Source organism: Nitrobacter sp. 62-13, assembly GCF_001896955.1.
Taxonomy (GTDB): Bacteria; Pseudomonadota; Alphaproteobacteria; order Rhizobiales; family Xanthobacteraceae; genus Nitrobacter.
In genome coordinates, this window is sequence record NZ_MKRN01000048.1 from 6,827 (window position 1) to 18,917 (window position 12,091).

Here is a 12,091-nt window from a genome sequence, read left to right on the forward strand (position 1 = left end):
TTGAAACCGGGACCTCGATGGTCGCGTCGAAGACCTCGCCGCCCCCATCCGGCGCCGGCTTATGCGTGTTGCGTCGAACGTAAAGCGTTCGCGTCGCACGGCTGATGTAGATCGAAACCGGCTCGAGCGCGAGCTTTGCGTCAAGCGCCGCCTTCGCGGTGTCGGCCTTTTTTGCCTGAGCCATCCTGGCCGCTTCTTTTGCGGCGCTGGCCGCGTCGAGTTTCGAGGACGCGTCCGCCTTGGCGGTATCGAACCGGGCCGTCGCTTCCGCTGCCTTGGCAGCAGCCTTTTGCCTTCGGTCCTCGGCCTTCGCTTTGGCTTGATCGGTCTTGGCTGCGGCCAGCGCCTTGTCGGCGGATGCGAGTGCGGCGTCGGCCCGCGTCTTGAGTCGTTCCATCTTGCGCAGAAGCGCCGCGAGCAGCGCCGACTCCCGAACCGCAGTCGCGGCAGCTTTCCTGGTCTCGGCGGCCATCGTCGCGGCCTCGGCGGCCCCGCGTGAGAGCGTCTCGACCTTTGCCGGGCCATCTGCGATGACCTCTGCGTTCGGCACGAAGAGCGACAGCACCGGGTGGGAAAAATCGACCGGGCCAGCATCATCCGGCGAGATGATCACTCGCATCCCGATCCGGGTCTTGTTGAACAGTTTCTCCGCAAAGCCGTAAGGCATTCGCACACAGCCGTGTGAGGCAGCATGCCCGGGCAGCGGTCCGCCATGCAACGCAAGGCCGTTCCAGGTGATGCGCTGCATGTTCGGCATCCAGGCATCGTCATACATGGTCGAGTGATGGTCCTTATCCTTCTCGACGATGGCGAAGACGCCGGCGGGCGTTTCGCGCCCCTTGATGCCGGTCGAAACCGGCGCGCGCAGGATCCAGCCGTCGGCGTCATAGAACGTGATCTGCTGGCTCTTGATCGACACGATTGCCATGATTGGCTCGCCCGCTTCGCGTGGCGCCGCGGTCTCGCTGGGCTGCGCGTGGCGTGCCTGTTTCGCTGTGGCGTCGGCGATCGGTACGATCAATACGGCCATCGCTGCGAACACCGCCACGGCTAAAAGCACCCAACGGCGCATGGCGATAGATTTCGCCGACGTCAAACGATCCACCATTCGATTCCCCATTTACCGCGGGTGCCCGCTGCCGCGTAACCAATCTTACATATCCCGACTCGTGAGCATGCTCGCTGCTGAAATTGGCACAAAAATGGGCAGTCGGCGTTCGCAAAACCTGCGCCTGTTCGAGCCTGAAGAGGTCGCCAAAAAATGGCGATGCGAAACGAAAGGCCACGGCTCCCTCCTGCGATGTGCATAGGTAAGCCAGCGTCGCGCATGACTGTTCAGCATCGACACCGACGGGCAGCGCGTCCTGTTGCTCGCCATGATCGAAGCGCGCAGCGCCATCGGCTCACGGAAGGAGGATTACACCCGATGCCGATCACCTTCGGCACTCGGTGACATCGCGGGCCGCGAGTTCGCAACGAAATCCACGCTGGAAAAACGGGCCGCATAAAGGCCAAAAACGAAACCCGGGACTCTCCTTGAAGCTGAAGGAGATTGGGTCTCAAGCCACCGGCTGGATGATCGAGCAACCGAGCCCGTAGCCGCACGGATGAGTCTGCGGCTATCGGTAATTACGGATGGCCGCGAACGGTGACGGACAGTAGCCGATAAATGTCCGTGCCCAGCCCGCACCCGGCAGGAGCAAACATGAACTCACCTATCGGCAGTATCCGTCCCTATATGATATCTAATTGATATATCTATATTAATTGGTGGGGGAGGTAGGACTCGAACCTACGAAGCCATGAGGCGGCTGATTTACAGTCAGCTCCCTTTGCCACTCGGGACACTCCCCCGCAACGCCATCGCATGTCACCCACTGAAAGGTGGCCGAACCGACCGCGGATGACATTGAAGGCACCTGCCCGGATACCGGGCCTACGGTTGCGCGCGTTTATGAGCGAAGCGGCCCGGCAAAGTCAACCGAGAGCGTCCGGGATTAAAGGCTTCCGCGCATCCAACGGTGGAAATTGCCATTGTTTCAGGCCCGTGAGACAAGCACGCATGAGCGATCGTGATCGAGGACCGCGATTCCGGAGGGTTTCCCAGCCACGGGGAGACGGCCGCGCCGGAAAGGCCGGCAACCGGAAAAGCCCCCGGGGACGGGGTTCGGCCCGAAATGGGCGGCGCGAGGCCGGAGCCGACGAACCGGCGATCCTCTACGGCTGGCACACGGTGACGACAGCGCTGGCCAATCCCCGGCGGACGATCCGAAGGCTGCTGCTCACCGAGAACGCAGCGCGGCGGCTCGCGGATGAAAACATCGACACGCGGATCATACCCGAGATCGTGCGTCCAGCTACGATCGACCAGCGCCTCGGACCTGACGCGGTGCATCAGGGGCTGCTCGCCGAAGCAGACCCCCTGCCCTCGCCGGATATCGACACGCTGGCGCAGGAAGGCATCGTGCTGGTGCTCGATCAGATCACCGATCCGCACAATGTCGGCGCGATCATGCGATCAGCGGCGGCCTTTGCAGTAAAGGCGATCGTCACCACGGCGCGCCACAGTCCCGAGGCCACCGGCGTGCTGGCAAAATCCGCCTCCGGCGCACTGGAGCTTGTGCCGCTCGTGCTGGTGCAGAACCTGGCGCGGGCGCTGACCGAACTGAACGACCGCGGCTTCATGACCGTCGGCCTCGACAGCGCCGGGGGCGAGGATCTGGCCGCCATCCCGTTGCGGCAACCGCTGGCGCTGGTGCTCGGCGCCGAAGGCAAGGGTCTGCGGCAACTGACACGCGAAACATGCAGCGCGGTCGCGCGTCTCGACATGCCCGGCGACATCAAGAGCCTCAACGTCTCGAACGCCGCGGTGCTGGCGCTCTATATCGGCGCCAGCCGTCTCGGCCTGATGCGCTAGAGCATTTTCGAGCGAAGTGGATACCGGTTCGCATGAAGAAAACGCGTCAAATCAAAATCATGGAGCCCCGCTTCTGATTCCAACAGAAGCGGGAAGGCTCTGACGGCACGAAAAACGCCCGCTCGCACCGCAATTGTGCGAACGGGCGTCTCTTTAAGAAGCGGACCGATCAGTGATGATGGGGCGCCGCCGGATGATGATGGCCGTGGTGATGATGCCGCGGACCGTGGATATGGCCATGATGGTGTGCGGCATGGCCGTACCGAAAGCTATGGCGATGCCCGCGGTGAGCATGATGCCAGCGATAGCTGTAGACGACCGGGCCGGTCACTGGCGCGCCGTCATAGTAGTGATGCATGGCATGAGCGTAACGGCCGCCGTCGTAGGGGTAGTAATAAGGGCGGCGGTAGGCATTCCATCCGGATACGGCGGCTTCCTGATAGGTCGGCACCGGTGCGAAGTTGCCCGGACCGCTGAAAGCCGGCCCCTGATTGACATAATAGTACTGCGTTGGAGACGGCAAACGTTCGTAGGCGGCGATGCCGTATCCAGCGCCGTAATAGCCTGGATAATAGCCTTGCGCACATGGGCTGTAAGCCGCGCAGGGCGAACATCCTCCGCTGGTGAACAAACCGCCGCACGCCATGGCGGGCACGGCGCTTGCCGCCACCACGGCAACCGCGGCGACCAATCCTGAAATCATCTGACGCATTTACTCTCTCCTGCTTTGCCTGATTTTCTTGAAGTTGATTCTAGGGTCCGGGCTTTCGAAACGGCGGAATCCGGTGCTGAAAATCCTGCGCCGGGCCCGTGGGTCCGATCTCGGGTGCGAGAATGATCGCAGGAGGCGTCTGCGGAATATCGGACTGCGCGGGCGTCGGATCGGAGCGCGCCGACCAGGACTGATGAAAACTTTCGGCGCGCGGCGGCAGCTTGCGGTTCGCCGGAGGTTCAATTTCGAGGCGACCGTAACCGGGCCGCTGACCGAGGCTCGGATAATAATGACCGACGTGCGGCTCGGGATCGATGTAGCGTCCGCCATACACCGTGGGCTGCACGTGAATCCTTCGGGCGAGGCCCCAGTCGCCTTCGACGACCGCATAGGAGGCGTCGATGCCGTTGATCATGATCGGAACGCCGGGACGGCCGGGAATCACGATCACCGGCCCGCTGTCGGCAAGAGCCGTCAACGACGTCCCGATCACAAGAGCCAGCGCAAGTCCAAATCCGATACGCATTACAAGGGTCCGGTTTCTCGCCGACCCTAATCGAACCGATGTCGGCAAGGGTTAAAGCCGCTGCCGAAACTGCCGGTAAGCCTAATGTGCAAGCCTGAGCCGGCAATCAATTGCGAAGCATTCCGCTATCGAAATGTTAACGGGGCGGACGAGGTCGGGGTTCCTGCTACAGCCAGAAGCTGATCAGAACCACATTCACCGAGCAGGCCGCAAATAATGCGATGGCAAGCGCGAGCTGCAGGCCGTCGGTCGCCGGTGTCGGCATCGTGTCCATGACAGGACCATCAGGCGATTCCATCGCTTGAGTCCCGGTCGATATTTTTCCGGCAAGCCTGTGGGGATTCAGGAGTCGTTTACGATTTTGAGTGGAGCCGAATCGCACGCGCATGAAAGCCCCGACCCCCGATCGGGTCGAGGCTCTCTCAACCAAGTCTTCTTACTTGGGCTGCCATTTCGCATACGGCAGGGTCGGGCCACCGCCGGTGCTGATATAGCCGACGGTGAGCGTACCCTTGTCCATCGAAATCTTGATGACCGTACCCTGCGCCATGACCTCTCCGCCGCTGACCGCATCGAGCTCATTCATCGTCAATTCGCGCATGCCGGAATTCGTCATTGTCAATCTCCTTTAAGTTCGCGACGGACATATTCCCGTCTGCTGATCTTTGTGCGTGTTGATCGGTGTGGGGATGAAGCCGGAGTTGCTTATTTCAGCGGAATCCATTCCGCCGACGGCAGCGCCGGGCCGCCATCGATGCTGACGGTTCCGATCGCCAGAATTCCCTTCCCGTTCACATCGATCAGCGTCGTTTTCCTGACCTCGGTATGGACCGTGCCGCCGCTGACTGAATCCAGCTCGTCGATCGTGAGGTCGCGCATTCCGCTCGTCATTACCGGTCTCCGTCTGTTGTCTCGGAAGAACCATTCCCTCCGTGGCATCTGTGTAGTCCGGCAACAGATGGCCAACCGTGATCTTGATCACACAGATCGGGACGTCACAAAGATAGCCCGACCGCCGCAAATTCGCGGCGAAAGGGCGCGATCAGCGAGCGATTGCAGAGGGGCCTGCTCATTGGCGGACAAGCGCCCGCAGAAACCGTGGTCATGCCCGAAGGGTCTCGGATGGTAGGTGGGGACACTCTCGGCGTGCTCGATCACCGACTCGGCCTGACCGGCTTCGCCTGCGAGATAGCGGGCTCTCCTCGGGTGCGGTTAGCTTGATGGAGAGATATGGAAAGGAAAATGGTGCCGGCGGAGAGGATCGAACTCCCGACCTTCGGTTTACAAAACCGCTGCACTACCGCTGTGCTACGCCGGCATTTGCGATGCTGCGAGAGCTTATATTCAGCTCGGCTCGAACATTCCAGCATCGTTTGGCCTCACGATGGCCCGGACGACAAGGCTTTCATCCGCTGGCAGACCTTTTCCGCTGCGCCCAATCCGTTTCTTCCAGTCGCCACAGGTTCGGAACTGGCACCTCATGGCAACTCGGGGATCGTCGATGAGAACAGCATGGATTGCCCTGGCTTTCCGATATTATGCTTTTTTCTCGGTGTAACTTGTCTGCACGAACGGCATACCCATGATACCGCGGTTTCCGAGCAGTCCGGCTTGTCCGCCGCGGCGTGTTTCGGCCGAGCGACGGCAAAACCTTGAAATCGCTCGATGCCTTGGCGCGCGTCGACCAGCGTCGAATGGGATGAATAGTATTTTGGAACGGTGGAAAGCGTCCATCCGGCAACCTAGATAAGCGACTATGCTGGAATCGTTGGGACCCGACCTGTGGTTTGCGGATGGCGGAGTCGTCTCTTTCAAAGGCTTCGATTATCCCACACGCATGGTCATCGTGCGTCTTGCCGATGGCGGGCTGTGGTTATGGTCGCCGATTGAAAGAACGGCCGCGATTGAGGACGAGATTCGGCCGCTCGGACCCGTCCGGCATATCGTCAGCCCCAACAAGCTGCACTATCTGTTTCTAGCCGACTGGCAGGCCGCATTTCCGGACGCCAGTTTGTGGGCAACGGCGTCGACAATCGCCAAGTGCGGGGGACTCCGTTTTTCCGGGACGCTGGCCGACGATCCGCCAGCCGAATGGAACGGGCAGATCGACCAATTCTATTTCACCAATTCGCCTTTTCTGGACGAATTGATCTTCTTTCACCGCGCGTCCCGCACCGCTATCATTGCCGACCTGTCGCAGACTTTCAGCGAGCGGTTCCTGAAAAGCCATTGGCCTTGGTGGATGCGGCCGATCGCAAGGCTCTCGAAAATGGTCGAGGGGTGGGGTTATCCGCCCATCGACTATCGGATCAGTTTCCGCAACCGCGCAAGCGCGCGCCCCAAGATCCGCGAGTTAATCGGAAAACATCCCGAGCATGTCGTCGTGGCGCACGGAGAGATTGTCCGAACGGACGGCGAATCCTTTCTGCGGCATGCCTTCTCGTGGCTGCTCCCAAAGCACTAATAGCGGCAAATCGGATACGGGCTTGGCCGTGCGCTCGCCATTGATCGCAAAGGCGGCGCGCAGACGTAGCAATTATCAAGGACGGTACGGGCCGTTCGATCTTGTGGACGTTATTCGCGATAGCGGGCGATAGCCCGTTGATGATGCAGTTTCACTCCCACTCGATTATCTCACGCATGGTAACGCGCTGATTTTCAGTGCAAACTTTTCCTAGGCATTCCGAGAACCGTCCCACGATCCGTCAGAAATCAGCGCTCTTGATTTCGAAGGCAAATTTCGGCGGTCCGTGATCTTGTCGTTTTCAGCGACTATCGGCGTCTATCGGTCAATTTTTGGGACTCGCCGACCAGATTGCATGCGTAGTCCGCTTGAAAAAGCCGCCAACGACGATAGCACGATCCACTCCACCGGCCAGCCCGGATCCCGAAATAGCACTCAATTCCGCTCTGATGACCCTAGCGGACGCGAGCCGCATCGTAGATTGGGCGGAACATACGGCGATAGTTTCCTGTCGTAAGACCGGTGCACCGCTTGAACAGCTTGCGAAAGAATGCCGGGTTTTCGTAGCCTACCGCCGCCACGATGTCGTCGACTGACATTTCGCCGCTCTCGAGCAGCCGCTTGGCTTCCTCAACACGAAGATTCTGCACATAGCCGATGACCGTCGATCCGGTGGCAGCCGCAAAGCGGCGCTTCAGACTGCGCTCGGGAATCCCGCATCCCGCCACCACGCCTGCGACCGCCTGCGGCTCGCGATAATGCGTCCGCAGCCAGTCCTCCGCCCGACGCACGACCGAGTCCGCGTGTGCCTGACGCCGAACCAAGCTCGCGAACGGCAATTGGCCGTCGCCATGCCATTGCAGGAGATAGACCTTGGCGATGTGCAGCGCCTCGCCCGGGCTGCAATGGCGCGAGATGATGTGGATCGCGAGATCATGCCAAGCCGTGGCGCCGCCCGCCGTCACGATGCGCCCGCTCTCGTCGGCGAATAAGATGTTCGGTTCGGGAATGAACCGGACCTCCGGAAATCCGATGCGGAACAGATCCGCATAGCCCCAATGGGATGTCGCCGCCTTGCCGTTGAGCAGGCCGGACGCCGCGAGAAGCACTGCCCCTGAGCAGGCCGAATAGATTGTGCTGCCGCCCCGATGGCAGCGGCGAAGCCATTCCTTCACCTCCGGATAGCGATCCTTCAAGTGGTCATCGGGCGCAAGCCATAGCTCCGGGATGACGATGATGTCTGCACGGGGCGCCTCCGCAATCGACAAGTCCGGCGTAACCGGAATGGCGTTGCCGCACCGAAACGGATCGCGCGAGAGTGAAATGATCCTGGGGCGGATCAGGCGCCCGCTGGGTTCGTCTCCGACAAGCTCGAGCCATAGCGTTCCGGTCGACGCAAAAACATCGACCAGGCCATAGATCGCGGACCCGGCGGATTCCGGCAAAGCGAGGATCAGTGCCTCGATGGTATCGGTGTGAGTGTCGGCCATTCCCGCCCCAGAAATTGGCACAAAAGGATCGTTCCTGGCAAAACCCTCTCTGACGCCCGTGCCTGTCCCGCCCTAGTTTCCGCCCGCAACCGAAAGCCGGTTCAAGCAACCGCTGCCGGAAACTAACCGCAAGGGACAACAAATGCCAATTTACCTGATCGCCGATGTGAAGGTGACCGACAACAATTGGGTGCCGGGCTATGCCGCATCCGTGCATGGCCTGGTGCACAAGCACGGCGGCAAGTACCTCTCCCGCAGCGGCAATGTGAAGACGCTCGAGGGCGAGCCGCTGGACACCACCATGATGGTGCTCATCGAATTTCCCTCGGCCGACGCCGTCATGGCCTTTGCCAACGATACCGAATACGCGCCGTTCGCCGCGGCCCGCCGGCGCGGCAGCAACAGCCGGCTTCATCTGATCGACGATACCGATCTCGCCGGCACCATCGCCTATCTGCCCAAGGGCTGACGGCCGCACCATTCACTGAATGCAACACGAAGGGACATTGAACCAATGAAACGCTACGTGATCGAACGCCACATCCCCGGCGTCGGCAGCCTGAGCCAAAGCCAGTACAAGGAACTTGCTGCCACCTCAAACGGCGCGGTCGCCAAACTGGCCGGAGCCATCCAGTGGGTGCACTCCTACATCACCGCCGACCACACGTTCTGCATCTACCTCGCCGCAAGCGACGAAAGCGTTCGTGAACATTCGCGCCTTGCCGGCTTTCCCATCACCAGGGTCCATGAGGCCGTAACCGTGATCGACCCGCTGACGGCGTTTCCCTGAAATTATCGAATGGACGACGCGGCCATGTCTGACGAGCGCCGGGTCGATCGCTACCTCCCTATGACCCGCCGCCGCGAAGACGCCGGTCAACCCGATCCTCGACCTGCCCCCTTTAAAGGAAGCCCCATGATCTTCTTCACCGTCCTCTACGGCGGCGCTGCCTACCTGACGTCGTTCGCCGCGATCCTCTACCTCATCGCCTTCGTCGGCGATCTCCCGGTTCCCCGGACGATCGATTCGGGCACGACCGGCTCGCTGCCCGCCGCGGTCGCCATAGACCTGCTGTTGATCGGCCTATTCGCCGTCCAGCACAGCGTCATGGCCCGGCCCGCCTTCAAGCGCCTGTGGACCCGGCTGGTGCCGCCGGCGATCGAGCGATCGACCTACGTGCTGTTCGCCAGCCTGGCACTCGTGCTGCTGTTCTGGCTGTGGCGCCCGATCGCCGGCGTGGTGTGGTCCGCGACCAACCCAATCGCCGTCGCCGTCCTGCAGGCGGGGTTCTGGGCGGGCTGGGGCCTGGTGCTGCTCAGCACCTTCCTGATCAACCACTTCGAGCTGTTCGGGCTGCAGCAGGTCTACGCGCGCTGGCGCGGCAGCAAGCTGCCGCCGCCCGAGTTCAAGACTCCGTCGCTCTACAAGTGGGTGAGGCATCCGCTCTATCTCGGCCTGCTGATCGCCATGTGGGCGACGCCCATGATGACGCCTGGCCATCTGTTGTTTGCCATGGCCAACACCGGCTACGTCCTGCTCGGCGTTTCGTTCGAGGAGCGGGATCTGGTGGCGGCATTTGGCGACCACTACCGGCGCTATCGCGAGCGGGTCTCCATGCTCGTTCCCCTGCCGAGGCGAAAGGCCGAACCCAGGGGCGAGGTCCATCGCCCCTGAGCCTCCTCCGGTAACGGGGCAACTCGCCCTCTAAAGGTGAGCGAGACCGCACAGAAGCAGGAGGAGACCACATATGGTCTCTTCCAATATCAGATTTGTCGTCTTTCCAAATCGGAGGCAGCTCGATTTCGCCGGGGCCCGTTGCAGGTGCCGGCAAGGCTTCCGTGATCGGCTGTCCATATCGTCGCGACGTCGCGCGAACCGGCGCCGAGCAACTAGCGAAGAAGTCGGAGCCGCTCGCTAGGCGATCAACCAAATACCTAAGCTCGGCAAGCCTTAAATTACAGCTTATTTGCCGGCCCGACAAAGACCAACAACTATCGACATCTATCGATACGTTTCAATCGCCAATTGTAGGCCCGTCTATCCCAGCGTATCCGCTGGCCTGCCCACCATCACTCCCACTCGATTCTCTCAATGCATCGTAACGCGCTGATTTTTAAGCGCAAAATATTTCTTCTGACGGTCAAAGCCCGACCATCGAGCCGTCAAAATTTTTCGCTTATGATTTCAAAGGAAAATTCGCGCGCTTCGAATTCAGCGACGTTTCAACGTCTATCGACAACGATCGGTCGATTTTCTACGCCGTCGACTTTGTAGCGCGCTATGCGCCGATACAAAGGAAAGACCGTCAGCGTTCTTAGCACAACGCGTTCGAGCGCGCTATGCTCACTGCCTCTCTTCCCGCCTCAGACGACTCACTGAGCTTGATGGGCGGCGGGCGAGCAGATAGACAGACGCCTCTGGCTGCGGCGGTGTGGAAGGACACATGGCCAGCAAAGGTCCGAGATGGTGACGAGAAGGCAGCGGCGTAATGGCTCGGTGCACTAAGCCCATCCACTAGCCGGTTTCGAGTCCGGCCCGCAGCACCGTCCCCTCAGCATCTCATCAAGCCAGACGACGACATCTCAGATGTAGAACTTGAAGGGCAGCTTCGGTTCGCTGTCCATTGGGGCCGATATGAGAACGTCGCCGACCGCATTTGCAAACCGTATCGTCACTGGCAGACGATCGTTGTGAAGGCACGAATTGAAGTTGATCTTCGTCAGCCCAAGGACATCGCTCAGCACGGTCTCAAGCGGACAGTCTCCCCTCAACACTTTTACGGAAATCGGATTCGGTGTTTCCGGGCCCATATAAGTGTCAAGGCGCGGCGCATAGCCTGCGGTCCACAGGAATGCATGCCGCTCTCCGACTTGCAGCGCCGTCCCGCGGATCACCGGGTATTCACCCGGACGGAACAGCTTTAGATCGTCCCGCGCCTCGGCAATTTGAACGCCGACGAGATTGGTCCCTTCGCCGCAGCCGGCGCTGAACCCGGCCCATTCCGCGTCCGTGAAGGCCGACTTGGCGTGTATGAAAAGTTCGCGCGGCGCAACGTCATGCAACCGCTTATACTCGCCGACCACCATCTCGATGAGAGATTTGGCGGCTTCCTGATCGAGATGGAATTGCTTCGTATCCGTCTGGAACCAGGGGCCGAGCGCGCCCCGGAACACAACTCCCTCGCCATCCGAAAGAAACATCTGCGCGGCGCAACAAGCGTGTCGCTTGTCGCTGGTCAATTCACTTCGCTTGTAGACAAGCCCGACGTAGCAAACGCCAGGGCGGACATCGGCCAATTGCCAGGGCTTTCCGCCGGCCTTGTAGTACGCGCCCGTTCCGAGTTTCCAGGCGATGGTGGCTGCATCTTCAATGCGGCGGACTGGCATGCCATTTTCTCGCCGGAACTCGTCAGGCGTCAGAGTGGTCTCACGCACGATCTGCGTGACGATCTTCTCCTTGAGCAGTCTGGCTTTAAGTTGACGCCGGAAATGCGTCGCATATTTGTAGACTTCAGCTTCGCGTTCATCCTCGCCAAACAGCGTTGGCTGCACCTGAAGCTGTCGTGCCCGCCGTTGGCTGATCGTCACTATGCCTTCGACGCGCTCGCTTTTCCTAACCGATGACTGAGGCCGGCCGAGTTCATACACGGCTTCGGGAATAATCACGAACCAAACCGATGGAGGGTTTTCAAGCCGGTTGTTCTCGCTGATGAGCCGCGTGACAAACAGGTCGACAGTCGAGCGCACAGCCTCATGGCGATTGGCGAGATGTAGTGCCCGATCAATTGCGGCCGGATCTAAATCTGCCACCTCAGCGACGGGCTCAATCGGCCAATCAGCATGAAATGCTTCCGCGAATCCGGGGAACGGCACATGCTGCGGCTCGACCGCACGAGACCGTGGACCGGGCGTTGGAACGTCGATGAAGCCCTTGAGCTTCGCAGACCAGGCGCGAAACCGACGCACGCCATCACTCGTCCCG

General features: G+C 60.6%; 13 protein-coding genes and 2 tRNA genes. 5 read left to right on the top strand and 10 right to left on the bottom strand.

The features are described 5' to 3' along the window. Together BGN91_RS05210 and BGN91_RS05215 are read right to left on the bottom strand one after the other, a co-directional pair. The coding region (locus tag BGN91_RS05210) for a L,D-transpeptidase family protein (RefSeq protein WP_292611170.1) at positions 1 to 1,030 on the bottom strand (1,030 nt) is incomplete at its 3' end. A gap of 738 nt (positions 1,031 to 1,768) precedes the next feature. Further along, positions 1,769 to 1,854: transfer RNA gene (locus BGN91_RS05215), tRNA-Tyr, on the bottom strand. A gap of 208 nt (positions 1,855 to 2,062) precedes the next feature. Between BGN91_RS05215 and BGN91_RS05220 the strand changes: the two genes are divergently transcribed. Next, the gene (locus BGN91_RS05220; RefSeq protein ID WP_292611147.1) at positions 2,063 to 2,917 is read left to right on the top strand and encodes an RNA methyltransferase; all 855 of its coding nucleotides are present in this window, start codon (positions 2,063 to 2,065) and stop codon (positions 2,915 to 2,917) included. Positions 2,918 to 3,086: 169 nt separating this feature from the next. On the opposite strand, the gene BGN91_RS05225 is transcribed toward BGN91_RS05220, so the two are convergent. The 6 genes from BGN91_RS05225 to BGN91_RS05250 form a co-directional block, all read right to left on the bottom strand. Next, positions 3,087 to 3,629 carry a hypothetical protein gene (locus BGN91_RS05225; protein ID WP_292611148.1) on the bottom strand — a complete coding sequence of 181 codons (543 nt, stop codon included), beginning with the start codon at positions 3,627 to 3,629 and terminating at the stop codon, positions 3,087 to 3,089. A gap of 40 nt (positions 3,630 to 3,669) precedes the next feature. After that, positions 3,670 to 4,155, bottom strand: coding sequence for a hypothetical protein (locus BGN91_RS05230; protein WP_292611150.1), 486 nt, complete (start codon positions 4,153 to 4,155; stop codon positions 3,670 to 3,672). Between the two features lie 166 nt (positions 4,156 to 4,321). Next, a complete protein-coding gene (locus tag BGN91_RS05235) occupies positions 4,322 to 4,543 on the bottom strand; it encodes a hypothetical protein (protein ID WP_292611152.1) in 222 nt (73 codons plus the stop codon). A 48-nt stretch (positions 4,544 to 4,591) separates the two neighbouring features. Then, a complete protein-coding gene (locus BGN91_RS05240) occupies positions 4,592 to 4,771 on the bottom strand; it encodes a hypothetical protein (RefSeq protein ID WP_292611153.1) in 180 nt (59 codons plus the stop codon). Between the two features lie 89 nt (positions 4,772 to 4,860). Further along, complete coding sequence (locus BGN91_RS05245; RefSeq protein WP_292611155.1) at positions 4,861 to 5,046, bottom strand: hypothetical protein; 186 nt, start codon at positions 5,044 to 5,046, stop codon at positions 4,861 to 4,863. Positions 5,047 to 5,398: 352 nt separating this feature from the next. Continuing rightward, positions 5,399 to 5,473 (bottom strand) — tRNA-Thr (locus BGN91_RS05250). Between the two features lie 519 nt (positions 5,474 to 5,992). Between BGN91_RS05250 and BGN91_RS05255 the strand changes: the two genes are divergently transcribed. Beyond that, positions 5,993 to 6,619 carry a DUF4336 domain-containing protein gene (locus BGN91_RS05255; RefSeq protein WP_292611156.1) on the top strand — a complete coding sequence of 209 codons (627 nt, stop codon included), beginning with the start codon at positions 5,993 to 5,995 and terminating at the stop codon, positions 6,617 to 6,619. A 455-nt stretch (positions 6,620 to 7,074) separates the two neighbouring features. Here BGN91_RS05255 and BGN91_RS05260 read toward each other — a convergent pair whose 3' ends face one another. After that, positions 7,075 to 8,109, bottom strand: a complete 1,035-nt coding sequence (locus tag BGN91_RS05260; RefSeq protein ID WP_292611158.1) for a helix-turn-helix domain-containing protein — start codon at positions 8,107 to 8,109, stop codon at positions 7,075 to 7,077. A 142-nt stretch (positions 8,110 to 8,251) separates the two neighbouring features. On the opposite strand from BGN91_RS05260, the gene BGN91_RS05265 reads away from it, so the two are divergent. The 3 genes from BGN91_RS05265 to mddA all read left to right on the top strand — a co-directional run bounded on the left by BGN91_RS05265 (position 8,252) and on the right by mddA (position 9,784). Continuing rightward, entirely contained in the window at positions 8,252 to 8,578 is a 327-nt protein-coding gene (locus BGN91_RS05265; protein ID WP_292611160.1) for a DUF1330 domain-containing protein, read from the top strand. Positions 8,579 to 8,623: 45 nt separating this feature from the next. After that, complete coding sequence (locus BGN91_RS05270; protein ID WP_292611162.1) at positions 8,624 to 8,899, top strand: DUF4242 domain-containing protein; 276 nt, start codon at positions 8,624 to 8,626, stop codon at positions 8,897 to 8,899. Between the two features lie 126 nt (positions 8,900 to 9,025). Further along, on the top strand, positions 9,026 to 9,784 hold the full coding sequence (gene mddA, locus BGN91_RS05275) for a methanethiol S-methyltransferase (RefSeq protein WP_292611164.1): 759 nt from the start codon (positions 9,026 to 9,028) through the stop codon (positions 9,782 to 9,784). Positions 9,785 to 10,692: 908 nt separating this feature from the next. On the opposite strand, the gene BGN91_RS05280 is transcribed toward mddA, so the two are convergent. Then, positions 10,693 to 12,091, bottom strand: a 1,399-nt coding sequence (locus BGN91_RS05280) for a hypothetical protein (protein WP_292611166.1), incomplete at its 5' end; no start/stop codon positions are given.

What these genes read in the sequence shown, in the direction of transcription:
- BGN91_RS05240 (WP_292611153.1), bottom strand. Translation starts at nt 4,771, where the DNA reads ATGACGAATTCCGGCATGCGCGAATTGACGATGAATGAGCTCGATGCG.
- BGN91_RS05245 (WP_292611155.1), bottom strand. Translation starts at nt 5,046, where the DNA reads ATGACGAGCGGAATGCGCGACCTCACGATCGACGAGCTGGATTCAGTC.
- BGN91_RS05270 (WP_292611162.1), top strand. Translation starts at nt 8,624, where the DNA reads ATGAAACGCTACGTGATCGAACGCCACATCCCCGGCGTCGGCAGCCTG.
- BGN91_RS05265 (WP_292611160.1), top strand. Translation starts at nt 8,252, where the DNA reads ATGCCAATTTACCTGATCGCCGATGTGAAGGTGACCGACAACAATTGG.
- mddA (WP_292611164.1), top strand. Translation starts at nt 9,026, where the DNA reads ATGATCTTCTTCACCGTCCTCTACGGCGGCGCTGCCTACCTGACGTCG.
- BGN91_RS05220 (WP_292611147.1), top strand. Translation starts at nt 2,063, where the DNA reads ATGAGCGATCGTGATCGAGGACCGCGATTCCGGAGGGTTTCCCAGCCA.
- BGN91_RS05260 (WP_292611158.1), bottom strand. Translation starts at nt 8,109, where the DNA reads ATGGCCGACACTCACACCGATACCATCGAGGCACTGATCCTCGCTTTG.
- BGN91_RS05230 (WP_292611150.1), bottom strand. Translation starts at nt 4,155, where the DNA reads ATGCGTATCGGATTTGGACTTGCGCTGGCTCTTGTGATCGGGACGTCG.
- BGN91_RS05235 (WP_292611152.1), bottom strand. Translation starts at nt 4,543, where the DNA reads ATGCGCGTGCGATTCGGCTCCACTCAAAATCGTAAACGACTCCTGAAT.
- BGN91_RS05255 (WP_292611156.1), top strand. Translation starts at nt 5,993, where the DNA reads ATGGTCATCGTGCGTCTTGCCGATGGCGGGCTGTGGTTATGGTCGCCG.
- BGN91_RS05225 (WP_292611148.1), bottom strand. Translation starts at nt 3,629, where the DNA reads ATGCGTCAGATGATTTCAGGATTGGTCGCCGCGGTTGCCGTGGTGGCG.